The 22,759-nt window shown below is 40.3% G+C and carries 21 protein-coding genes; 12 read left to right on the top strand and 9 right to left on the bottom strand.

Annotation, left to right across the window (positions count from 1 at the left end; translation table 11 throughout):
* Nucleotides 1–46 precede the first annotated feature (46 nt).
* Nucleotides 47–322, bottom strand: a complete 276-nt coding sequence (rpoZ, locus tag WSC_RS0112045) for a DNA-directed RNA polymerase subunit omega (protein WP_016956188.1) — start codon at nucleotides 320–322, stop codon at nucleotides 47–49.
* A 64-nt stretch (nucleotides 323–386) separates the two neighbouring features.
* Nucleotides 387–1,007 carry a guanylate kinase gene (gmk, locus tag WSC_RS0112040; RefSeq protein WP_016956187.1) on the bottom strand — a complete coding sequence of 207 codons (621 nt, stop codon included), beginning with the start codon at nucleotides 1,005–1,007 and terminating at the stop codon, nucleotides 387–389.
* A gap of 137 nt (nucleotides 1,008–1,144) precedes the next feature.
* Here gmk and WSC_RS0112035 point away from each other — a divergent pair, with 137 nt between their 5' ends.
* The 9 genes from WSC_RS0112035 to WSC_RS0111995 all read left to right on the top strand — a co-directional run bounded on the left by WSC_RS0112035 (nucleotide 1,145) and on the right by WSC_RS0111995 (nucleotide 10,834).
* On the top strand, nucleotides 1,145–1,516 hold the full coding sequence (locus WSC_RS0112035) for a DUF2750 domain-containing protein (RefSeq protein WP_016956186.1): 372 nt from the start codon (nucleotides 1,145–1,147) through the stop codon (nucleotides 1,514–1,516).
* Between the two features lie 90 nt (nucleotides 1,517–1,606).
* The gene (locus WSC_RS0112030) at nucleotides 1,607–3,091 is read left to right on the top strand and encodes a substrate-binding domain-containing protein (protein WP_016956185.1); all 1,485 of its coding nucleotides are present in this window, start codon (nucleotides 1,607–1,609) and stop codon (nucleotides 3,089–3,091) included.
* A gap of 75 nt (nucleotides 3,092–3,166) precedes the next feature.
* Entirely contained in the window at nucleotides 3,167–4,015 is an 849-nt protein-coding gene (locus WSC_RS0112025; RefSeq protein WP_016956184.1) for a DUF72 domain-containing protein, read from the top strand.
* Nucleotides 4,016–4,034: 19 nt separating this feature from the next.
* Nucleotides 4,035–5,021, top strand: a complete 987-nt coding sequence (locus WSC_RS0112020; RefSeq protein WP_016956183.1) for a serine/threonine protein kinase — start codon at nucleotides 4,035–4,037, stop codon at nucleotides 5,019–5,021.
* Nucleotides 5,022–5,090: 69 nt separating this feature from the next.
* The gene (locus WSC_RS0112015) at nucleotides 5,091–5,708 is read left to right on the top strand and encodes a thiol:disulfide interchange protein DsbA/DsbL (protein WP_016956182.1); all 618 of its coding nucleotides are present in this window, start codon (nucleotides 5,091–5,093) and stop codon (nucleotides 5,706–5,708) included.
* Entirely contained in the window at nucleotides 5,709–7,172 is a 1,464-nt protein-coding gene (locus WSC_RS0112010; RefSeq protein WP_016956181.1) for a TolC family protein, read from the top strand. It begins immediately after the preceding gene.
* Nucleotides 7,162–9,000: a GAF domain-containing protein gene (locus WSC_RS0112005; protein WP_016956180.1), complete on the top strand. Its 1,839-nt coding sequence runs from the start codon at nucleotides 7,162–7,164 to the stop codon at nucleotides 8,998–9,000. The genes WSC_RS0112010 and WSC_RS0112005 overlap by 11 nt, the downstream gene beginning before the upstream one ends.
* A complete protein-coding gene (locus WSC_RS0112000) occupies nucleotides 8,997–9,662 on the top strand; it encodes an ABC transporter ATP-binding protein (RefSeq protein WP_016956179.1) in 666 nt (221 codons plus the stop codon). The genes WSC_RS0112005 and WSC_RS0112000 overlap by 4 nt, the downstream gene beginning before the upstream one ends.
* Nucleotides 9,659–10,834 carry an ABC transporter permease gene (locus tag WSC_RS0111995; RefSeq protein ID WP_016956178.1) on the top strand — a complete coding sequence of 392 codons (1,176 nt, stop codon included), beginning with the start codon at nucleotides 9,659–9,661 and terminating at the stop codon, nucleotides 10,832–10,834. The genes WSC_RS0112000 and WSC_RS0111995 overlap by 4 nt, the downstream gene beginning before the upstream one ends.
* 1 nt (nucleotide 10,835) lies before the next feature.
* Here WSC_RS0111995 and WSC_RS0111990 read toward each other — a convergent pair whose 3' ends face one another.
* From WSC_RS0111990 to glyQ, 3 genes are read right to left on the bottom strand one after another with little or no spacing between them, the layout of a single operon-like run.
* The gene (locus WSC_RS0111990; RefSeq protein WP_016956177.1) at nucleotides 10,836–11,315 is read right to left on the bottom strand and encodes an early set domain-containing protein; all 480 of its coding nucleotides are present in this window, start codon (nucleotides 11,313–11,315) and stop codon (nucleotides 10,836–10,838) included.
* Nucleotides 11,316–11,350: 35 nt separating this feature from the next.
* A complete protein-coding gene (gene glyS / locus WSC_RS0111985; protein WP_016956176.1) occupies nucleotides 11,351–13,420 on the bottom strand; it encodes a glycine--tRNA ligase subunit beta in 2,070 nt (689 codons plus the stop codon).
* A gap of 1 nt (nucleotide 13,421) precedes the next feature.
* The gene (gene glyQ, locus WSC_RS0111980; RefSeq protein ID WP_016956175.1) at nucleotides 13,422–14,324 is read right to left on the bottom strand and encodes a glycine--tRNA ligase subunit alpha; all 903 of its coding nucleotides are present in this window, start codon (nucleotides 14,322–14,324) and stop codon (nucleotides 13,422–13,424) included.
* Between the two features lie 983 nt (nucleotides 14,325–15,307).
* Between glyQ and WSC_RS25495 the strand changes: the two genes are divergently transcribed.
* The 3 genes from WSC_RS25495 to WSC_RS0111960 all read left to right on the top strand — a co-directional run bounded on the left by WSC_RS25495 (nucleotide 15,308) and on the right by WSC_RS0111960 (nucleotide 17,712).
* Nucleotides 15,308–15,550 (top strand): (2Fe-2S)-binding protein, encoded by a 243-nt coding sequence (locus tag WSC_RS25495; RefSeq protein ID WP_026016821.1) that lies wholly within the window; start codon nucleotides 15,308–15,310, stop codon nucleotides 15,548–15,550.
* A 144-nt stretch (nucleotides 15,551–15,694) separates the two neighbouring features.
* Entirely contained in the window at nucleotides 15,695–16,702 is a 1,008-nt protein-coding gene (locus tag WSC_RS0111965; RefSeq protein ID WP_016956171.1) for a hypothetical protein, read from the top strand.
* A 77-nt stretch (nucleotides 16,703–16,779) separates the two neighbouring features.
* Nucleotides 16,780–17,712, top strand: coding sequence for a hypothetical protein (locus tag WSC_RS0111960; RefSeq protein ID WP_016956170.1), 933 nt, complete (start codon nucleotides 16,780–16,782; stop codon nucleotides 17,710–17,712).
* A 13-nt stretch (nucleotides 17,713–17,725) separates the two neighbouring features.
* On the opposite strand, the gene WSC_RS0111955 is transcribed toward WSC_RS0111960, so the two are convergent.
* The 4 genes from WSC_RS0111955 to WSC_RS0111940 form a co-directional block, all read right to left on the bottom strand.
* Nucleotides 17,726–19,114, bottom strand: coding sequence for a hypothetical protein (locus WSC_RS0111955; RefSeq protein ID WP_016956169.1), 1,389 nt, complete (start codon nucleotides 19,112–19,114; stop codon nucleotides 17,726–17,728).
* 83 nt (nucleotides 19,115–19,197) lie between these two features.
* On the bottom strand, nucleotides 19,198–21,618 hold the full coding sequence (locus WSC_RS0111950) for a TonB-dependent receptor (RefSeq protein ID WP_016956168.1): 2,421 nt from the start codon (nucleotides 21,616–21,618) through the stop codon (nucleotides 19,198–19,200).
* Nucleotides 21,619–21,774: 156 nt separating this feature from the next.
* Nucleotides 21,775–22,173: a DUF2721 domain-containing protein gene (locus WSC_RS0111945; RefSeq protein ID WP_016956167.1), complete on the bottom strand. Its 399-nt coding sequence runs from the start codon at nucleotides 22,171–22,173 to the stop codon at nucleotides 21,775–21,777.
* A 136-nt stretch (nucleotides 22,174–22,309) separates the two neighbouring features.
* Nucleotides 22,310–22,723, bottom strand: a complete 414-nt coding sequence (locus WSC_RS0111940) for a GFA family protein (RefSeq protein WP_016956166.1) — start codon at nucleotides 22,721–22,723, stop codon at nucleotides 22,310–22,312.
* Between the last annotated feature and the right edge of the window lie 36 nt (nucleotides 22,724–22,759).

The following is a 22,759-nucleotide window of genomic DNA, read 5'->3' as shown; positions in this document are numbered from 1 at the left end:
TGGCAATAAATGGGATGGTTATACCCAAAGGCTTGGGTATGCGAGATTATTCTCTGTTTTGAGCAAACGCTGCTACAGCTGCAATTTCAGCTGCTTCTTGCTCTTGAGTTTCACGACGTTCTTGAGCGTCCATAATCGCTGAGCTAATTAAACCTTCTTCAATTTCACGCAAAGCAATTACTGTTGCTTTATCGTTGTCAGGATCAACTAAAGGATCTTTGCCTTCTGAGGCAATTTGGCGTGCGCGACGCGCTGCAACCAAAATTAAATCAAAGCGATTACCAACTTGTTCAACCGCATCTTCAACCGTTACGCGAGCCATAGTTACTCCGCTATCTATGCTAATTATTTAAAAAAAGGCTAAACAGTTTACTTTATGATCAAGCTTAAGCCAAGAGATCACTAAATAAAGCCTGATGTTTTTTCGCTTGTTTTTGCTGAGTACAGCGTTGAGCACGCAAAATAGCGGTTAAATCAGCCAATGCCTGCTCAAAATCGTCATTCACGACAATAAAATCAAATTCATTGTAATGAGATATTTCACTTTGTGCTTCTTGCATACGTTTAGCAATTACTTCGTCACTGTCTTGCCCGCGTTTTTGTAAACGAGATAACAACTCAGCTTGTGAAGGAGGGGCAATAAAGATAGTTTTGGCAGACGGTTGCAGTTTTTTAACTTGACGTGCACCTTGCCAATCAATGTCTAAAAACACGTCAAAACCTTGCTCAAGCTGCTGCTGAATTGCCGCTTTTGACGTACCATAATAATTACCAAACACTTCTGCCCATTCAAAAAAAGCATCTTCGGCGATCAGTTTTTCAAACTCAGTATGATTTACAAAATGATAATGCACAGCATTTTCTTCACCCGGGCGCGGCGCACGTGTTGTGTGTGACACTGAAACACTGGCATTTTGATTGTGGTTTGCCAAATAAGCTTTAATTAAACTTGATTTACCTGCACCACTCGGTGCAGAGACCACATATAAAGTTCCTAAATCTGCCATAATTTTAGCCCCAAGAAAAAACCTCAAGTTTACAATTAAATTGCCAAGGAAAAAATATTAAAGCGTTGTTTTATCCGCTATGCTATGAAGAATAGTTATTTAACCTGCATTTAGTACAATTATTAGGTATAGAACAAATGAATGAAACACACCAAGCGTTATTAGAATTTGCCAACAAAGTTAAAGACTCTCAAACTTTATGGGGCTTAACAGCTGACGCTGCCGAAGAAGACTGGGTTGTTGTAGACTCTCAAGAATTTGAGAACACCGAAGTATTATTAGTGTGGAGCAGTGAACAAGCGGCGCAAGCCACCTGCACTGATGAATGGGCAGACTACAAACCAACTAGCATTCCAGTGGCTGAATATTTTGATTTTTGGTTAGAAGAATTAGGTAGTGATGGTGTACGCATAGGTATAGATTGGCAAGACGAGCAAAAAAATACCGAAGCTGAAATGGTTGAACTCGCCCGTGTTTTAGTTGAATCTGGCGTATACCAAGACCAATAATTCCCAACTGACCACTTGGACATACTGCAGTCATATTTGCAGTTTAAACTGACTCTCTTTAAGCCAAGTCGAAACAGATAGGTTTGATTGATGAGTCAACCGCAAGATAATAATATTATCGAACACGACAAGCGCCTGCTGTGGTTTGGCGGCGTTGTTGCTGTTGTGACAATTATCTTACTTATGTGGTTTTTCTCAACACCAACAGTTGAGCAGATCACTCACCCTGAACTGTCAGAAAATCAAACCCTGTCAGCGGATAAAGCACCTTCAGCCAGCCACCAAAACCATAACGGCCCAACAAACGCAATAACCACCAGTAATGCCAAAGTTTTGTTTCGGCTTGCAGGCTCAAATACCATAGGTGAAAAACTCGCACCCAACTTGGTTGAACACTTTATCAAATCGCAAGGCGGTTATAATTTAGCTTGGGCAAAAAACCCAGCAACACTTAGCCAAATCCTCAAATTTCAAGTTAGACAAAGCCATTACCAAATTATTATTGAATCGCACGGTTCGACTACTGGTTTTAACGCCTTGCAACAGCATGACACTGAGATAGTGATGTCATCTCGGCGGATAAAAAAACAAGAGCTGCTCGATTTACTCAATCCACACGGCAATTTAAGTAAAGTAGGAAACGAGCATATAATTGCGCTGGATGGTTTAGCTATTATCGTTAATCAAAACAACAACATAAACAGTTTAAGTATAGAGCAAGTTGCCAAAATATTTTCAGGACAAATAACCAATTGGCATCAAGTTGGTGGTGCCAACCAAAATATTGAAGTATATGCACGCGACACACATTCAGGCACTAGAGACACTTTTGATCATCTGGTATTAGATAAATATGCAGCCGAGTTAGCAGCAAATGCGATTCAATTGGAGTCTAGCTCGGAGCTTTCACAAAAAGTTGCGCGTAATGAAGGCGCGGTCGGTTTTATTGGTCTTAATTATATATCGCATAATAAAGCGCTAGCTATATACGAAAACCAGCATACCAATGCGCTTTACCCAACATTATTTACCATTAGTAGTGAAGATTATGCATTAACGCGGCGTTTATATCTGTACACGCCCACATCAAGTCCAACTATAGTTAAAGATTTTGCCGCATTTGCTATTAGCGACGCAGGCCAAAACATAGTCGAAAACACAGGTTTAGTTTCACAAAACATTAGCTTAGAAGAAACATATGCAGTGACGGGCGCACCAGCAAACTACAACAAATATGCGGGTAAAGCACAAAGATTATCTGTGACTTTGCGCTTTGACTACACAGAAGAAAATTTGGATAACAAAGGCAAACGTGATCTGCTGCGTTTACTCAACTATTTTGAGCGATACCCAAACAAACGGGTTGTTTTGATGGGCTTTTCGGACAACCAAGGTGAAGCAACAACAAAGCTAAACAATTCGATAAAACGAGCAAAAATAGTTGCGCAAGCGCTATCGTCTCGCGGTATCAGCGTGGTTGATAGCTTAGGATTTGGTGGCATATTACCGATTGCCAGCAACGACAGTATTCAAGGGCAAGAGCGCAATCGTCGTGTAGAAGTCTGGGTGTATTAAAGTTATAATTTTTTGCATCTTTGACTTTTAAATAACCTAGTTTTGCCACAATTTCAAATCCAACTTGGTTGCGCTATGTGGACTCATCCACAATGGCAACATAACTTTTTTCCAAGTAAAACCGCACAAACACAACATCTAGGTTTTTATAGCCAGATATATTCAACTGTCGAAGGCAATACCAGTTTTTATGCATTGCCAAATCAACAAACGGTTGAACGTTGGCGTGAACAAGTCAGTGACGAGTTTAAGTTTTGTTTTAAAGTGCCACAAAGTATTAGTCACCAGCTGATGTTAAAACATGCTGATGCCGAGATGGCAGAGTTTATTACACGCTTTGAACCACTGATAAACAACAATCAAATCGGCCAAATTTTATTGCAGCTACCGCCGTTTTTTAGCGCACAACAATTAAATGATCTTGCGCAATTTTTAACAGCTTACTCTGAGTTGCCATTTGCCGTTGAAGTGCGCCACTCTGATTTTTTTAATAAACAACAAAGCGAAAAAGAATTTAATCAATTATTAATCGCCCATAAAGCCAACCGAGTGTTAATGGACTCGCGCCCTGTGCACAGCCAAATACCCAACACAGAAGCAATCATTGACGCACAAAAGAAAAAGCCTAAAGTGCCAGTACATTTAATTGCCACAGCTGATAAACCTATGGTGCGTTTTATCGGCTGCACTAAACTTGAAGACAATTTGCCATTTATTCAGCCTTGGTTAAAACACTTCAAAACTTGGTTAGAGCAAGGCAAAACACCTTACTTGTTTATCCACACCGCCGACAATGCACAAGTGCATCAATTAGCCCAACTTTGGTTAGACGAGTTAAAAAAGCATTTGGGCTACGATGTCTATCCAGATAAACTAATGCAAACAATTGTGCACAACCAAAGTCAGCAATCGAGTTTGTTTTAAGCTGGCCGGAATTAAATAAATGTCAGATGATTTTTCTTTTAGCAGCTTAACCCCAGACTTAATTTTAGACGCTATTGAGTCGCTGGCGATTTATCCACAATCAGGCTTAATAGCACTGAATAGCTACGAAAATCGCGTTTACCAGTTTGTTGCAGACGACAATAAAAGATATGTGGTTAAGTTTTACCGCCCACAACGCTGGACTGAACAACAAATTATCGAAGAACATGAGTTTGCCCAACAACTAGCTGATGCAGAAGTGCCTATGGTTGCACCTATGCTGATTGATGGCATAAGTTTGCATCACTTCGGCGGCTATCGTTTTACCCTATACCCAAGTGTTGGTGGTCGTTCATTCGAAAATGACAATTTAGACCATTTGGAATGGATGGGGCGTTTTATCGGCCGTATTCACCAAGTTGGTCAACAACAAAAATTCCAATACAGACCACAAATTAGCTGCCAAGAATATTTATTTGATGCGCAAAAAGTTTTACTCAATAGTGAATTAATGCCAACCAGCATTGAACTGCCATTTAAAACCATAGTTGAACAACTGGTTGCGCGCTGTGCGAGCGAATATCAAGCGCAAAACTATCACAATATCCGCTTACATGGCGACTGCCACGCTGGCAATATTTTATGGCGCGACGGGCCATTTTTTGTTGATTTAGACGATGCACGCTCAGGCCCTGCAGTGCAAGATATTTGGATGATGTTATCGGGCGATCGCAATCAACAAATGTTGCAACTAGAAACCATGTTAGAAGGTTACGAAGAGTTCTGCGAATTTGTTCCTGCACAGCTTAAACTGATCGAACCTTTACGCGCAATGCGCATGCTTCACTACATGGGTTGGATAGCCAAACGCTGGTTAGATCCAGCTTTTCAGCATAGTTTTAGCTGGTTTGCCGAACAAAGATATTGGGAACAACAAATTTTGGCCTTCAAAGAGCAGCTTGCAGCGCTTGATGAGGAACCTTTACGCTTGATGTCTGGTCTATGATACGGTAATTTTAGCGACATTAAATTTAAGCACTACACAAAGTAAGTCGAACCAAATTAGGAATTTATAATGAAAAAACTGACATCTTTATTATTTGCCTTGGCGCTATTACCTTTAGCCGCTTGTGCACAGCAGTTTAAGGAAGGCACTCACTATACAGTTTTAGCCAAAGCGGCGACTGCCAAGCCAGAAGTAAAAGAATTTTTCTCATTCTACTGTCCACACTGTTACGCGTTTGAACCAATTGTCGACAAAATTAAAAAAGATTTACCAGCAGACGCTGAGTTCAAAAAAAGCCATGTTGATTTTATGCCACGCAATAACAAAGATGTTGCCCAAGGTTTAGGCAAAAGTTTAGCCGCGCTAGAATTATTAAAAGCAGAAGATGCTGGTATTGCTGCAATATTTGGCCATTTACACAAAGACAAAAAACGTTTTTCTAGCATGGCTGAAGTACGTGATATTGTGGTTTCAAAAGCAGGTGTAGAGCCAGCTAAATACGATTCAGCTTACAATAGTTTTATGGCATCAGGCCGCGCTAACCAAATGCAGTCAGAGCAAAAAAGTTTCAACATACGCAGCGTGCCGACTTTTATCGTGAATGGTAAATACCAAATCGAATTAGGCAGTGTTAAATCCGAAGAAGAATACGTAGAGTTGGTGAAGTTTTTACTTGCTAAACAATAAGTGCGTTTTTCACTCTACTCACTAGTCCTTCTTTTCTCAACTAGCTTGAGCGCACAAACGCTCAAGCTCAGTTTACCTCAAGCGATAGATCTAGCGCTTGAAAATAACATCACACTAAAAAACCAATACCTTAGCCGCATTGCCAACAAACTCGATTTACAATTAGCCGAAGATGAGTTTGCCGTACAATATAATGCTGGTGCTCAGAGCAGGTATAACTCAAGTTACAATGAACAAAGATATGATAGCGTGCAAAATACCCTATCAACTGGCGCAAGCTGGCGGAATCAATATGGCGGCCAAATGAGTTTGTCGCTTAATCAAAACAAATACCAAGCAGAGCAACAAGCTGACCAATACCAAAATTCTATCGGTTTGAGTTATTCACAACCTTTATTAAAAGGTGCAGGTAAAAAAGCTGCAACGGCCAATTTAACCCAAGCTCGCCAACAAGAAGTACTCAACCAATTGTCGATGCGGCGCAATTTAAGTAGCTTAATTAGTCGAGTTATTTTTTCGTACCGCAATTTATTATTAGCGCAACAGAGTTTAAAAATTGTCGAGTTGTCGTTGGCTAGAGCGAACGAAAAAGCCAGTAATAATCGCGCTTTATTAGCTGCCGGGCGTATTTCAAATTCAGTGTTAGTCGAGAGTTTAACCGACCAAGCTAATCAAAAACTCAGCTTTCAACGCAGCCAATACCAATATGAGCGCAGCAAACTCGACTTTCTGCAATTGCTCAGGTTAGATAAACAAGCGGATGCGCGCCTTGAATTAGATGCTGATTTAACCACAGTCGAGCCAGAGCTTAATTTAGTTGAATTACTTCATTTAGCTTTTGCTAACCGGCCAGACTATCAACAAGCAAAAATTGATTTAGAGCTGGCCAAACTAGATTTATATCAAGCGAAAGACCAAGCAGATTGGCGACTGGATTTAGATATGAGCTACAACAAGCTAGTCAGTGGTGAACGCTTTGAACACTATTCAGGTTTAGATCAAGGTGATTACCAAGTTGCGCTTAAACTCGAAATTCCGATTGATGATATGAGCAGTGACAATCGTGTATACAAAGCACAAATATCTCTTTACCAAAGCGCTAATCAACTCAAAGAATTAGAGCGAAATATTGAATTAGATGTTGCCGAACAAAAGAAAAAAATAGAAATGAGCTGGCAAGAGCTACTGCTATCTGAACAATATTTAACTTACACTCAATTACAATTAGAAACAGAACAAGAGAAAGTCCAATCTGGGCTGTCATCCAACTTTCAGTTGGTCAGTTATCAAAATCAGCTAGTTTCAGCCCAACGCGACTATTTATCCGCGAAAATAAACTATCTCAACTTATTAACCGAATTAGATAACTTAGTCGGCCAAGACATTACCAAATGGCAAGTAGATTTAAGCCGCAGCCAAAATGCCAATATAAAACAAATTAGGGATTATAAAATTGCAGATTAATAGCAATCAAAACCACCTAGCAGATTTATTCACCAATACTATGGTGCAAGTATCTGAATATATGAATGCGCAGCGTGCTACTTTGTTTTTAGCCGATGAACAAACAAATGAGTTGTGGTCAGGTGTTGCTTCGGGAGCACAAGTGGATGAAATTCGTTTTGCCGATCATTTAGGTATAGCTGGTGAAGTGTTTCAAACTGGCAAAATAATTAATATAAAAGATGCTTACCAAGACAGCAGATTTAATCAAGCGATTGACAAAAAAACCGGTTTTAAAACCAACACAATTTTATGTGCCGCGGTAGTAAACCATCAAAACAAACGCATAGGTGTTATTCAGGTTTTAAACAAAAACAACGGTACTTTTAATCAAGACGACCAAAAACTGCTAGTTGCGTTAGCCAGCATTGCCGCTGTTGCCATTGAAAACGCCCTGCTACGCCAAAAAGAACTCAACCTAACTGAGCAGCTCTCACAAAAACATAAAGAGTTACAACAAGCCTATATCAGTGTTGAAAACGACAATAGCGACTTAAAACAACAGTCAAAACTCAACCGTATGAGTAAAGGTGCAATTATTTCACTTGCCACAGTAATAGCCAGTATTGTGGCCATTTTTAGTTATTCATCGGCAAGTATTTCGCTCAGTCAGCATGTGCCTAAACTTAACCAGCCAAAACAAGATAAAGCGCAATTTGTTAGCCTAGAGTATACAACCGTTAGCGACTTTATGTATTTAGAGGGCAAAGTTGAACCAAAACAATGGTTAAATATAACAGCACCAACACAAGCGAAAATTGACGCAGTGCATTTCAGTTTTGGCGACTATGTGAAAAAAGGCCAAGTATTAATTAGTTTGCAAAGTGGTTTGTCTGATTTAGCTTTGCGTCAAGCAACGTCAGATTATTATCAAGCGCTTAAAGCCTATGAACAGTTAGCCGATTGGCAAAACAGTTTTGAAGTTAAACAAGCGCAGCGCCAAGTTGAACGTGCACAACAAACCTTAGATAAAACTAAGAGGAACGCACTACATAATCAAAATTTGTATGAGAAAGGCATTATTTCACAGTTGGATGTCGAATTTGGCCAAACCGCCTTACTCAACGCTCAAGACCAGTTAGATGCAGCCAACCACCAGCTAGATAAAATTATCGAACAAGGCAGTGAAATTAAAGTTAATTTAGCCAAACTAACCTTAGACAATGCAACAAAACGCAAAACTCAACTTGAGCAGCAACTCAATCAATCTCAGCTCGTTAGCCCGACTGAAGGCTATATTTTCCCTGCGGATAAAAAGGCCGATGTTAGTTTTCATCCAGGTGCAATATTACAAGCAAATCAGCAACTCTTTACCATAGCGGAAATGACCGGCATTAGTGTGCAAGGCAAAGTAAGCGAAACTGAATTATCAAAAATCAGTTTGGGACAAATTGCCCAAGTGACAATTCCAGCAGCCGACTATTTATCTTTTACCGGGACAATTCGTTATATCAGTTCACGCGCCGAACAATCAGATATGGGCAATAGTTTTGCCATTCGCATTGAAGTTGACAACTTAAGTGAACAGCACAAACAAGATATTCGTTTGGGCATGACTGCAGAAAGCGAAATTCTCACTTATCTCAATGAAACCGCAATAGTAGTGCCATTTAGCGCAATAGAACTGGATAAAGGCGACAAAGTGGTTTGGCTTAGCCACAATGGTAAGTTAGAACAAAGAGTGATTGAAAGCCGCACTGTGTTAGCCGATGGCCTTGAAGTCATTGATGGTTTATCCGCAGGTGAGCAACTCTTAGTTAATGTTAAAAATAGCCGGACCAGCAAATGATTGAGCTTAAAAACATAACTAAGCACTATCAAATTGGCCCATCAAGTTTAACTGTATTAAACCAGCTAAACTTAAGCATTAAAAAACAAGATATGTTGGCGATTATTGGTGAGTCTGGCAGTGGTAAATCTACCTTGTTAAACATTTTAGGGTTATTAGACCAAAACTATTTAGGCGACTATCAATTAAACGGGCAAATTCTCAAGCAGCAGTCGGACCTAGAATTATCTCAGTTACGCAATCAACATATAGGTTTTATCTTCCAATCATTTAACTTGCTCGAACGTATGTCTGTTTTAGACAACATAGTTTTGCCACTAACCTACAGGCGACAACCAAACAAACAAAACTATGCTGCGGCGACTACAGCGCTTGAGCAAGTTGGTTTAGCCGACAAAGCGTATGTATCACCTAGCACTTTATCTGGTGGACAAAAACAGCGCATAGCGATTGCCCGCGCCATTGTCACTCAACCGAGTATTTTATTGGCCGACGAACCGACTGGCGCATTAGATCCAAAAGTTGCCGCTGGCATAATGCAGCAGTTTAAACAGTTAAATGAAGCTGGCCTAACCATAATTATGATCACCCATGATCACGAATTGGCCAAACATTGTAAACAAACCAAAATACTCCGAGATGGGAGTTTGCATAGCTTATGATCTATTTACTGAAACAAGCCTGTAGCAGTTTATGGAGCGAAAAACAGCGCAGCTTAATGGCAGTAGTGAGTATAGTATTTGGTGTTGCTGCGTTAATCAGCTTAGTTTCTATCGGGCAAATGGTTGCCAAAGAAGCAAACAAACAATTTGTCACCTTAGGGACTAACGTGATTACCTTAGGTTTATACGATAATTCACCGCGGCAAGTACAACTGCTCGACAGCCAACTGACAGCCAATCTTGCGAGCCAATTAGATTGTCTTGATTTGGCCGTGCCTTTTTCGTCTGAGTCAGCTGTGATTAACAATCAAGGAAATCGAGCTAAACTGCTTGGGGTAAACCACAACTTTTTTAATTTAGGTTCGTTTGAACTGCAAGCAGGGCGCTTTTTAAGCCAATTTGACCAAGGCTCTGCTCACGTTGTGTTAGGTGCAAATATGATCCGTGAAATGGGTTTAGATCATATGCAACCAGCAAAATATTGGGTTGGCAAATGGCTGAAGATTCAAAATAAAAAAGCTCTGGTTGTTGGCGTACTCGCGCCACATGAACCTATAGCCTCAATTAACTTAGAACCGAACGATGCTATTTTTAGCCCTTATCAATTTGTTCAGCATTATGAAAAAAATGCACTCATTTCGACCGTATTGTTACAAGCCAACTCAAGTGTGTCGTTAGAAGCTTGTGTACAGCAGCTTGAAAGCCATTTTGCCATTTATACCCGTAACCTTGATCTTGATATCTCAACACCAGAGCGTTTAATTGCGCAAATGCAGCAACAAACTGAATTGCTCGACGTCTTTTTAGCTATAGTTGCAATTATCACTTTGTTGATGGGCGGCGTGGGTATCATGAACATAATGTTAAGCAACGTAGCCAACCGCCAGATGGAAGTGGGTTTATGCCGTGCTTTAGGTGCAACACAAAATGACATACTCAAACAGTTTTTATCTGAAAGTATTTTATTGTCGTTAATTGGTGGCCTAATAGGTTGTATTTTAGGGATTTGGGCAAGCCAAGTAGCAGCTGAATATTATCAGTGGCAAGCAATTTTATCTTGGCAGATTGTTGTAACTGGGATGGTGACTGCGTTATTGGTTGGTGTTGGTTTTGGTATTTTGCCCGCCTATCAAGCGAGCAAAATGGATCCGATAGAAGCTCTAAAAAAGTAGCTTAGAACTTGGGCACTAATTGCTGAATCAGATTTTCTTCAGGTGCTTGTTCAATCCAGACCTTAGGTAAGTTCAAATCGCTAAAGTCGATAAAAAAGTTGTAGTGTGCAGTGACACTTGGGGTAAATTTAAACGGCTCAAACTTAGCATTGCAGTTTGCGCTGGATTTTTTACCTATAATCACTTGCTGATCAGCTTTATCGTAATAACCACAGTTTGCACCTAAGCTCCAATTTTCATCGGCAAACTTAAATTCGTATGGTTGGCCATCAGCGATTAATTCAACTTTAGCTTTGTAAACTTGTCCTTCAACTCGCTCAACTTTGGCATGTTCTTCAATATCCCACCAAGTAAAATTACCGCGCAAATATAAATATTCGGAGCGGTCATCCACTTTAACCTGTTCAGTATATGGGGTAATGCTACAGCTGGCCAACAAAGTGATACCAGCAACAGCCAAACATTTTGCGATAATATTCATAGTTCTATCCGTTTACCACTGTTATCGTGCTGCAATTATTTTTGCAGCACAGAGATATCAGCAACCTGTAAAAATAAGTCTCTTAGTTGTGACAATAATAACAAACGATTTAATTTAGTTTGTTCATCTTCTGCCATAACCATCACAGAATCGAAAAATGCATCAACAGCTTCACGTAAAGTTGCCAATGCAGCTAACGCTTGGCTATATTGACGCTGGGCAAATACAGGTGCCAGTTCTGTTTGTTTGGCAGCAACTAGCTTATAAAGTTCCTGCTCTTGGCTTTCAACCAATAATGCTGAGTCGATTTGTGCAGGTAAATCAGCTGGATTTTTCGCTAAGATATTGCTTACACGTTTATTTGCAGCAGCCAATGCTTCCGCGGCTTCAAGCTGTTTAAACTCAGATACAGCTTTAACACGTAAATCAAAATCTAACGGCTGAGTAGGTCTTTGCTCCAACACAGCTTGAATGATCTCAACTTCATAACCTTGGTCTTGGTACCAAGCACGGAAACGACCAAAAATAAATTCAACTACATCATTTTGTGCTGAATCGCTGGTTAATTTGTCACCGTACAAGCCAATAGCATGAGCAGTAATTTCAGCAATATCTAAGTCTAGCTGGTTTTCAACGATAATACGTAATGCACCAATAGCTGCACGACGTAAAGCAAATGGGTCTTTATCGCCTTTTGGTAATAAACCTATACCGAAAATACCGGCTAAAGTGTCGAATTTATCCGCTAATGCAACCGCACAACTTACTGGCGCTTTTGGTAATTCATCACCTGCAAAACGTGGTTGGTATTGTTCATTTAATGCATTAGCAACCGCTGCATCTTCACCATCATGGTTAGCATAGTGCATACCCATAACACCCTGAACTTCAGGGAATTCCATAACCATATTGGTCATTAAATCGGTTTTAGCTAATAAACCCGCGCGTTCAGCTAGTTTTGCATCGGCACCAATTTTTTCGCCAATAAAGGCTGCAAGCTTAGATATACGCTCAGACTTATCAAACAGCGTACCTAATTTTTGTTGAAAAAGAACGGTTTTTAAGCTGTCTAAACGACTTTCAAGCGATACTTTTTTGTCGGTATTAAAGAAGAACTCAGCATCTGCTAGACGTGGGCGTACAACTTTTTCATTACCAGCGATAACTTTGCTTGGATCTTTACTTTCAATGTTCGAGATGAAAATAAAGTTATTCATTAAACGACCTTCTTTATTCAATACTGGGAAGTATTTTTGGTCGCCTTTCATTGTATAAATCAAAGCTTCATCAGGCACAGCTAAGAATTTTTCTTCAAAGGATGCAACTAACAACACAGGCCATTCAACCAAACCTGTGACTTCGTCTAGTAAGTCTTCATCGATGTCAGCAACACCGCCTAATTCTGCAGCTTTCGCTTCCACTTGTTGTTTAATTTGTGTTTTACGCGCTTCAAAATCAGCAATTACAAATGCTTTTTCTAATACAGCTTCGTATTCGTCAGCATGGCTAATTTGTACACGGCCTTTAGAGTGGAATCTATGACCTAGTAATTCTAAACCAGTTTTAACGCCTAATAATTCAGCATCAATTGACTGACCACCAAACAAGATAGTTGCCGTATGTACTGGGCGAATAAATTGCACATCTGAATCACCCCAACGCATTGGTTTAGGGATAGGCAATTTTGCTAATGCTTTAGCTGCAATATCTGGAATTAATTCCGCAACTGCTTGGCCTTTCACTTCTGCGTTATATACAAGCCAAGCGCCTTTATCTGTTTCTAAACGGCCAGCTTGCTCAACTTCAATACCGTTACCACGTGCCCAACCTAAAGCCGCTTTAGTTGGGTTGCCGTCTTTATCAAATGCAGCTTGTACTGCAGGGCCACGCTTTTCAACAACTTTGTCTTGTTGTTGGCTCGCAAGTGCCGTTACTTTAACAGCTAAACGACGAGGAGATGCTAACCATTTAACTTGTTGGTAAGCTAAATCGGCGCTGTCTAAACCTGCTTGAACATTTTCTGCAAAAGCTTCTGCCAACTTGCGTAAAGATTTTGGTGGCAGCTCTTCTGTACCTAATTCGATTAATAAATTTTCAGTTGCCATGTTAAACCTTCTTTAATAATGGGAAGCCTAATTCTTCACGTGCTGCGTAATACGCTTCTGCACATGCTTTTGCCAAAGTACGTACACGTAAAATGTAACGCTGACGCTCGGTTACTGAAATTGCATGGCGTGCATCTAATAAGTTAAATGCGTGTGATGCTTTCATAACCTGCTCGTAAGCTGGCAACGGCAAACCTTTTTCAATGAGTTTGGCACTTTCTTTTTCACATTGGTCGAATTGAGCAAATAATGCATCAACGTCTGCATGTTCAAAGTTGTAAGCTGATTGCTCAACTTCATTTTGTAAGAACACATCACCGTAGGTCACTGTCCCCATAGGGCCATCTGCCCATACTAGGTCATAAATACTGTCGACACCTTGAATGTACATAGCAAGACGTTCTAAACCATAGGTAATTTCACCAGATACTGGTTTACACTCTAAACCACCAACTTGTTGGAAATAGGTAAACTGAGTGACTTCCATACCGTTTAACCAAACTTCCCAACCAAGACCCCATGCACCTAATGTTGGTGATTCCCAGTTGTCTTCAACAAAACGAATATCATGGGTTTGCGTATCAAAACCTAATAGCTCTAATGAGCCTAAGTACAATTCTTGAATATTGCTTGGAGATGGTTTCAAAATTACTTGGAACTGGTAGTAGTGCTGCAAGCGATTTGGGTTTTCACCGTAACGGCCATCTGCCGGGCGGCGGCATGGTTGCACGTATGCACAGTTATGCGGCTCTGGCCCTAATGAGCGTAAGAATGTCATTGGGTGGAATGTACCAGCACCCACTTCCATATCCAAAGGTTGTACTATTACGCAGCCTTGCTGCGCCCAATAATCTTGTAAAGCCAGGATTAAACCCTGGAAGGTTTTGATATCGTACTTAGCCATATAGTTTGAATATCTTGTTGTTAGTTAGGGGCAAGTTGCCCGAATTTCGCGCGAAAAATGGCGGCAATTATAACTTACCGTAAGGCTGGCAACCAGTGTTTATGTGGATTCATTTTTCGCTGAAACCTATTGTAGGAGCAGAAATCGAAGGGAAATGGAGTATTTCTCACAAAAACGCTTCAAGCACATCCTTGTGTCGCTCACACAAGATATCCCTCTCTTGTGAAGTTTTGTTCGAAACACGCCATCCACCTTCTTGACATCATTTGTCACGGCTAGAAAACACAGCGATAAAAATGCCAGACAAAAGTCTATTGGAAAGCTAATTTTCTAAAACTTCAAAAGATATGGGCGAACTGAAACCGAAGCAACGCTTCGCAGTTCAGTGAGGTGGAGTCATGGATGACGACAGGAACGTTACTTCATGGATGAATTAGTTCACGGTTCTTGCGGTGTGGGATGTATGCGTTTTTAGAAAATTATGCTTCCAATGGGCTTGATAGCGCCGATACTAGCAGCAATGACCAATTCCCGGCTGCTAGTATATACAAAGGTCGCATGGAAATTCCGAACAACTCACCAAACGCTTTACGCCATCCTTGGTCGCTCCGGAATTATATCCCTATAATTCAAGGTTGGTTCGTTTGTCCGCAATTCCCATACTCCAGCGACTTATGCGTCACCGCGAGAAAAATAGTGATAAAAATGCCAGATAAAAGTCTGTTTGCATGCTGGTTTTCAAAAACTTCTTTATCATGGATGATAAAGCAGAGCGCCCAAGGATGGGTTCACAGCGTTTTTTAAAAATCATGCTGCAAATGGGCTTGGCTACAACGTCACTAGCAGCGGTGACCAATTCTCTGCTACAAGTATGCACAAGAGTCACATGGAAATTCCGCAAAACACAACAAACGCCCCGCAAACAAATTTCCCATTTACTGATATAATAGCCAAGTTCAAATTAGCCAAAGCCACTTATTCGCATGAGTTTTATTGTAAAAAATCCGCTCGACAAACTACCTGACATCCTAAAAAAAGATCTCGACAGCAACTTATGCGTCTGCAACGAGGTAAACAAAATGGAAATTATCGAAACTATAGCGGATGGTGCTGATTCAGTAGAAGCAGTCAGACGCAAAACTTATGCAACTGATGGCTCAGGCTGCTGCAAGCGTGATATATCAAGGCTTATAGAGTGTATCCATGAAATAGATTTAAACCTATAAGCAATATTTGAATGTGAACCAGTGCTCAATTTAATTTAACGTAAAAATATTTTCGGAATAAACCACATAGCCCAATCGTTACCTTAGTGAATCTGATGCAAAACCGCATCAATGTTTAACAACGAGTTCACTAGGAGAACGATTATGTTTAACTTAAAAAAATCTGCAATCTTAACTATCTGTGCTTTAACTTCTGCAACTGCGGTTGCTAACACTCACATTGATGCTGATGTGCAGTTTAAGCAATCTACCTCTGCTAGCTACTCAGCAAATATGCAAAACTCAGCTGATGCACAAAACACAGCACAAGCTGAAGCAACTGCAGAACAATCAACTCAAGCAGATGCGAATGTAAACGCCCAAACTGATACCTCAACAGAACAACAAGTTGAAGGTTCAAATGAAACAGCTGCTGTAAGTGGTTCAGAAGCTAACTCAGAAACAGAAACGTCGCCTTCGGAAACAAATGAAACAGCCGGCACTGGCAATCAAGCTGAATCGAATACAACAGCTGAGTCAAACACTCAGTCAAATACCCAAGGTTCAGTAACAGCCAAAAACGATACTGAAGCAACAGAGCAAGCTGCAAGCGATGCTCAAGAACAAATCAGCAAACAATTAACCGCAGGTTTAAACAAAACCTTCGAATATAGCCAAGGAGCAGCGGCTGATATTGCACTAGCAGTTGATGGCAGCGTGCAACAAGCAACAGATATTGCTGGCGAAGTTAACAACAGTGTCAATGCCAGTATTGATGGCGCAGTAAACACTGTAGTTGAAGCTCAATTACTTGAAACTGTCGGTTCAACTGTTAGTAACAGTGTAGAACAAAGTATTGATACTGCGGTAAATGCCAATGTGGTTGGCAGCGTGTCAGAGAGCGTTTCTGGCGCTATTGATTCAACAATTGATGGGACTGTATCAGGCTTAGTCACAGGTGCAATTGAAAGCAGTGTAGATAAATCACTCGACTTCGACCAACAAATTAGTGAGTCAATTACTAACTCGGTTGAATCTACCGCAGAAGCGACTGCCGAGCAATCAGCAGAGCAAAGTGTTGAAAGCGAAATTGCGTCTAACATAGACCAACAAGTAGACAGTGCATTAGAGCTAGCCGCTGAAAACAGCTTAAATACTTTAGCTGACCTATAAGCTCAATTTAATCTCCTCGAGTAGTGGCAAGGACGCCACATTTTCTTTGTTGATAGTTTTTTAGTAGAGGTTTTGTTATGAACACATTCCGCATTAAATCAGCCGTTTTACCAGTAACCTGCGCAATTTTTGCATTAACATCAAACCATTTAGTTGCTGAAAACCGCGTACAGTTTTCCACCGAAGCGGGTGTTATCCATGACAGCCAATTAACCATTGCCGAGTTAGATGGCACAGCTTCCAACCAAAGTGATCAAGCATTAAGTTTAAAAGCTAAATTAAAAGGTCAGTTTGATTTGTCTGAAAGTAGCCAAGTCGCAGCTGGCTTACAATGGAGCAGCAAAGATTACCAATCTACTTCCAGTTATGACACTGAACTCAAACAATTTAACCTAGCTGGAAAATGGTCATTAGATGAAATTCGCTTAGGCGCACGCTACGATTTTGCCGATGTAGAACTAGCAGGAAACCCATTATTAGATATGCAAATGCTGACGTTAGACATAGGCTCAATGCTAGGTAAACAAGCCTACTTAAGATTATCCAGTACATTAAAAAACAAAGATTTTTCAGAGTTGAGTGAGCGCAATGCAAATTCACTCACATTTGGTTTAGACGGTTTTTATTTTATTAATTTAAACCATCATTTGGCTTTGAGTTTAAGTCAAGAAACTGAAACAGCAAGCAATCAAACGTTTGATTTTAGCCAAAATAAAATCCGTAGTAGTTATACCTACAAGTTTGCTAGCTTTGGTGAAACTGCACAGCTGCAGTTACATTATCAATGGTTGGATAAAAATTATGACCACTACCCAATTAACAATGAACAAGGACAAAACATTGCGGTACGTAGTGATAGCAACCAAGCGATTGGTCTTGAGTGGCAGCAACCTATCGCTGGCTACTTGACCATTATCAGTAATATTGAATACAAAGATAATCAGTCAAATTTAGCCAGCGCAGATTACTCAGAAACCTTAGCGCAAGCGAGTGTGCGTATTAGTTTCTAATTTTAGTTAGATGTTAATGAGCATGATCATGGCCATCGTCGTGTTCATGCTCAGCTTGAATACCCAACCAAGTAACAGCTTTTGGTGCGTAATCTAGCTCCATTTCACCATCAATTTTCGCTTCATCTAAATCAACCGTGATTATATGTTTAGTGATTGGATCAGCTACATAAGCCAAATGCTCATTTTGCGACAAGGTCATAGTGAATTTCATACCATCAGGCATGTTTGCGACATCTTGCTCAGAAATATCTACGCGATTAGCGTATTCCCATTCCATATGGCCGTCATGTTCATGTTGAGTCAAAATGGTTAAATAACCTTGGTTATCCAAAATTAAGAAATGTTCCGCTTCTAAAGAAAATCCGTATGCCACTGGCTGCGCATTGGTCATTGGCTGCCAATCAATTTCTTCCATTTTCCCTTCATCAGGGTTGATTTGCACTAAAACAGCTGGGCCACCACCATGAGCTGACGCCACTCCAATAAATGAATGCAACTCCGCATGTCCATATACAGTACCAACACGTAAACCATCTAATGCAGCAATGTTGGTAATTTTAGAAGACGAGAAAGTAGCCTCTTCTTTGCCCGTAACCATTACACCATCACTACAACCGAATACTTGATGTTCTTTATTTTGTGCAGCACCGTGTAAATCAGGGCACACTGCACTAAAAACATGCTCCTGCTCGTATTCACCATCATGTAGATGATAAGCCGCAACTTGGTCGGGTAATATTTTGTTGCCTGAGGTGCTATCGGCATCATCGCGACGCACTGTTGTATACAAATAATCACCATGCGGCTCAGCTACACCATGCATATTGTTGCTGTATTCTAGTGTTGGTAGGTTAGTTTTATTGTTAGTGATGTCTAAGTCAGTTAAAACTTTAACGCCAGCCACTTCATTAGTGTCTGCATTCCCATCAAAAAAGATTGCCAATTTACCATCGTGGTTAACTATGTGCGTTGGACGACTGCCTGTCACTGTGTAGCCAGACATAGCCGGAGCTTGTTTATAATCGTGCAAATGTGCAACATGATCTTCTCGCCATAAACCACCATCTATAAACTCAATATAGTCTTCGGATCTCGCATTAATAACCGCGTAACGATAACTCGCCGAAGCATACAAACTGACGCTAGAATAGGTTAGGGCAAAAGAATCCAACAGAGTTTGGTCGTCTAAATCGTACAAGTGTGCATTGTTTGACCCTGACTCAAGCACAACTAAACGCCCTGCACTTTCAATTGTATAACCATCACCATGGTCATGCTCATCATGCGGCTGTTCAATAATTGGATCTTTTTCAACAATTGTTGTTTCTGCATCACCACATGCTGACAGAAGCACTGCACTGACGGTAACTGCCAATAGCTTTAAATGAAAAAATTGCATTGGAACTATCCTTAAATTATTTAATTTTGTTAATTTTCACCCAAGCAAATTCTCTTGCTTGGGTTGTTAAATAGAAGTTTGAATTAGAAGTAGCCGCGAATACCAAGAGTGATATTACGCCCAGGTCTTGGTGCTAAATCTTTTAAGAATGAAGTGTGAACACGCGCTTCAGTGTCAGTTAAGTTATTCACTTTAGCGTATACAGATGTATCTAAATCCAATAGGCTTAAGTCATAAGAAACATGCGCATCCACTAAGGTATAACCATCAGTCGCTGTTTCGAATGCGGCAATTTTGTCCTGTTGTTGATATCGGGTGATATCTAAGTGTGCGGTCAGGCGCTCATCTTCATAACTAAATTGGCTACCAAAACGTAAAGGTGGCGTGCGTGGTAAATCACCGCCATCATTGCGCTTAGCTCTGACATAATCAGAAAACACACTGGCTTTAAATTCATTACTCACTTGCCAAGCAATTTGTGCTTCAAAACCATGTAAAGTCACATCATCAATTAAGAAGTTATATACAGGTAGTTCAAAGGCGTGGTCGTGTGCATGGTCATGGTCGTGAACACCACCTTCTTCTTCGGCATGGTCATGTGTTACTTCTGTGTACAAACCAGTAAAGTCTTGGTAATAATAATTATCTACTTGGTTATAAAAAGCATTAAATACAAAACCAATATCACCTTGAGTTTTACGCAAAGTTAGGTCAATGTTACGTGAAGTTTCTAAATCAAGTGCTTGCTCGTTTAGCTCAAAGTGACTTTCTTCATCCTCTTGATGCAAAGCAAACAAGGCACCAACTTCAAAAGAGCGTGTCCCTATATGCGGACCAAAGGATAATAATTCAGATGCTGAAGGTGCACGCTGTGCATATGACAAGGACACACCTAAATTGTAAGTTGGCGCAAAGTCCCAAACAACACCAGCAGATGCGCTTATTGGGGTGAATTCTTGCTCAACTGCAAATACTCGAGTGACTGAAGCTTCGTCATGATCATCGTGGTCGTGTTCATCATGCTCATGGCCATCTTCATCATGCGCATGTAGTTCAATATTTGGCAATAAAGCATTGTCTGCGGTTAAAGTTACACGCTCTGCACGTGCGCCAAATTGCCATAAAAAATCACCTTCATGCAATTCTTCTACAAATGCTAGGGCAAAAGTTTCAGCTGTTGAAGGGGGGGTAAAAGCTTCACTGCCTTGTGCCGCAACTTCACTCTTTTTATAGTGCAAAGTAACACCACCAACCCAATGCGCAAAAGCATTATGGATAAGCTCAATGCGCATCTCTGTAGTACTATTTTCGAACAAAGTACCTGTTGTGTTATTTTCAATTTCGGCATGTTTATAATCGCTTGATAAAAGCCTAACGTTCAGTTTGTCAAATAACTGATTGTCTAGTTTTAACTCAGCTAAAAATTGCACACGCGTTTGTTCTAAATCAGCTAAAACTTGCTCTTCTGCGTGATCTTCGCCTTCGTGTTCATCGTGATCATGTTCGTCATGATCATCAGCATGGGTATGGCCTGGTATGCCATATTCGCGGTTAAACTGCTCAACAGAAAGACCAACATAACCATTATCCAATAGATAACTTACACCTAAAGTACCACCAAATGATTCTTCAGCACTACTAGCTAATTTTTCATCGCTGTCTGGCAACTTATAATCGTCTGATTCACGCCAGTGACCATCCGCATAAAAAGCAATAGAATCAAAACCAGTAGTGACATTAAACGCGGCAATTTTTTGCTCATTCACTGAACTTGTTTGTAATGTCCATTCACCTTCTGTGCTGTTATCGCGTGGTACACGTTTGTCTACCACATTAACAACCCCACCAATTGCACCGCTGCCGTAAAATAAAGTAGCAGGGCCACGTAATACTTCGATTTGTTCTGCAGTTGACGCCTCTGAAGAAACTGAATGATCAGGCCCAACACGCGACACATCACCTACATCTAAACCATTTTGAGAAATCAATACACGCGGGCCACTTAAACCACGAATAATAGGTGTGCTAGCCACATTTCCATGGAAGTTACTATTTACCCCAGCGAGCTTTTCTAAACTATCACCTAATGTTGCGGCTTGTTGGCGACGTAAGGTTTCACCCGCTAATACATTAACAGGCATAGATGATTCCATCACCGACATATGCACTGGCGTAGCAACCACATCAACCACTTCAATTGGTGAACGGTTGAGTTTAAATTGGTGATTTTGTAAACCTTGCTGTGGAATTTCTACATGCGAATGTAAATGAGCAAAACCTTTAGCCACTACGTGGAATTTGTTATCTCCCGAGGTTAAATCTTTAATTTCAAATTGACCGTTTTGATCTGACTTTGTGGATAATTCAGTGCCTTCTACTTGAATATTGGCACCTGAAACTGGCTTGCCTTGTTGGTCTAAAACAACGCCATTTATGCTTTGTGCAATGGCTGATAGCGGGAATAGTGCTGCCAATAAAACTGCAGGATATGTGGTATTTCTCATCTTTAAATTTAGTTACAATATAACATTACACATACGTTATAACATAACACAAACAAGTTCAAGTTGAGAAAATCTAGAAATCCGCTAACTCTGGCGATTTATTTTTGGATCTGTTTATATTGGCTAAGGCCTGCTTATCTCTCTAGGACAAAATTTTTAAGCACGCTTACTCAGGCTTTCAAGCTGTACGTTTAATGCATAACCACTGATATAAATTTCTATAAAACAAATAATCAAGGAAATAATTAAGGTAACAATGCTTGTAGCAAATAACACTCCACCAACAAATTGATAATCGGCCATATTACACAACATAGAAATGCAGCAAAGCATAAAAGCGATAACACCCCATAGTTGTTTATGCCGAATCAGCTTAATGCGTAAACGCAGATGCTCAATTTGTGCATACATAGAGTCGTCATGCGTTTCTTTGTATTTTTCGTACAAAGAGCGGGTTAACCCAGCTATCACAATAAATCTATTGGTATAAGCGAGCAACAACAAAGAAATAGCCGGAAAGAGTAAAAGTGGGCTGGTGACATCTATATCTGACATAAGATCATCCTATCTGAAAGTATCTCAATAGAACTAGTAAAACAACTCTAGATACTAGGCACAAGTATAATCTTATTGCTTTAGTAAATAACAAATATTCAGCTAAATGTATCTGCTCAGATTGAGCTAATAGAAACTAAAAATATTTATGAATATCTGGCGGAAAGATATCAAAACTATCCACTTGCTCATTAGGTGAAACCCATTCAGCTTTTGAAGCCACCTGCACATTGGCGATAGGTTCGATATGATGCTCTGTGGTCACACAAGCTAAAGCGACACTCATATAATCACTGCCCGCTCGCGCATAATTCATTAACCTAGAACCACAACAGCTACAAAAGGCGCGTATACCATTGTCGCTTGAAGCGTATTCAGTTAATAAAGTTTCACCTTTAATAAATTTAAGACTGCTTTTTTTGGAAATAAGTTGAGTCGCATAATCAGCACCATGCGCGCGCCGACACAATGAGCAGTAACAACTCATTGCCACACCTTTATCTGCAGTAAAATCAAATTCGATTTGGCCGCATAAACACTTAGCTTTCATCCGTGACTCCATTACCTTTTAGCTTGAATTGAACCA

Source organism: Catenovulum agarivorans YM01, from assembly GCF_000281085.1.
GTDB classification, from domain to species: Bacteria; Pseudomonadota; Gammaproteobacteria; order Enterobacterales; family Alteromonadaceae; genus Catenovulum; species Catenovulum agarivorans.
This window is presented reverse-complemented; position numbering and strand designations above follow the sequence as displayed.

Coding starts and splice junctions, on each gene's coding strand:
- rpoZ (WP_016956188.1), bottom strand. CDS start 322: ATGGCTCGCGTAACGGTTGAAGATGCGGTTGAACAAGTTGGTAATCGC.
- gmk (WP_016956187.1), bottom strand. CDS start 1,007: ATGGCAGATTTAGGAACTTTATATGTGGTCTCTGCACCGAGTGGTGCA.
- WSC_RS0112035 (WP_016956186.1), top strand. CDS start 1,145: ATGAATGAAACACACCAAGCGTTATTAGAATTTGCCAACAAAGTTAAA.
- WSC_RS0112030 (WP_016956185.1), top strand. CDS start 1,607: ATGAGTCAACCGCAAGATAATAATATTATCGAACACGACAAGCGCCTG.
- WSC_RS0112025 (WP_016956184.1), top strand. CDS start 3,167: ATGTGGACTCATCCACAATGGCAACATAACTTTTTTCCAAGTAAAACC.
- WSC_RS0112020 (WP_016956183.1), top strand. CDS start 4,035: ATGTCAGATGATTTTTCTTTTAGCAGCTTAACCCCAGACTTAATTTTA.
- WSC_RS0112015 (WP_016956182.1), top strand. CDS start 5,091: ATGAAAAAACTGACATCTTTATTATTTGCCTTGGCGCTATTACCTTTA.
- WSC_RS0112000 (WP_016956179.1), top strand. CDS start 8,997: ATGATTGAGCTTAAAAACATAACTAAGCACTATCAAATTGGCCCATCA.
- WSC_RS0111995 (WP_016956178.1), top strand. CDS start 9,659: ATGATCTATTTACTGAAACAAGCCTGTAGCAGTTTATGGAGCGAAAAA.
- WSC_RS0111990 (WP_016956177.1), bottom strand. CDS start 11,315: ATGAATATTATCGCAAAATGTTTGGCTGTTGCTGGTATCACTTTGTTG.
- glyS (WP_016956176.1), bottom strand. CDS start 13,420: ATGGCAACTGAAAATTTATTAATCGAATTAGGTACAGAAGAGCTGCCA.
- glyQ (WP_016956175.1), bottom strand. CDS start 14,324: ATGGCTAAGTACGATATCAAAACCTTCCAGGGTTTAATCCTGGCTTTA.
- WSC_RS25495 (WP_026016821.1), top strand. CDS start 15,308: ATGAGTTTTATTGTAAAAAATCCGCTCGACAAACTACCTGACATCCTA.
- WSC_RS0111965 (WP_016956171.1), top strand. CDS start 15,695: ATGTTTAACTTAAAAAAATCTGCAATCTTAACTATCTGTGCTTTAACT.
- WSC_RS0111960 (WP_016956170.1), top strand. CDS start 16,780: ATGAACACATTCCGCATTAAATCAGCCGTTTTACCAGTAACCTGCGCA.
- WSC_RS0111955 (WP_016956169.1), bottom strand. CDS start 19,114: ATGCAATTTTTTCATTTAAAGCTATTGGCAGTTACCGTCAGTGCAGTG.
- WSC_RS0111950 (WP_016956168.1), bottom strand. CDS start 21,618: ATGAGAAATACCACATATCCTGCAGTTTTATTGGCAGCACTATTCCCG.
- WSC_RS0111945 (WP_016956167.1), bottom strand. CDS start 22,173: ATGTCAGATATAGATGTCACCAGCCCACTTTTACTCTTTCCGGCTATT.
- WSC_RS0111940 (WP_016956166.1), bottom strand. CDS start 22,723: ATGAAAGCTAAGTGTTTATGCGGCCAAATCGAATTTGATTTTACTGCA.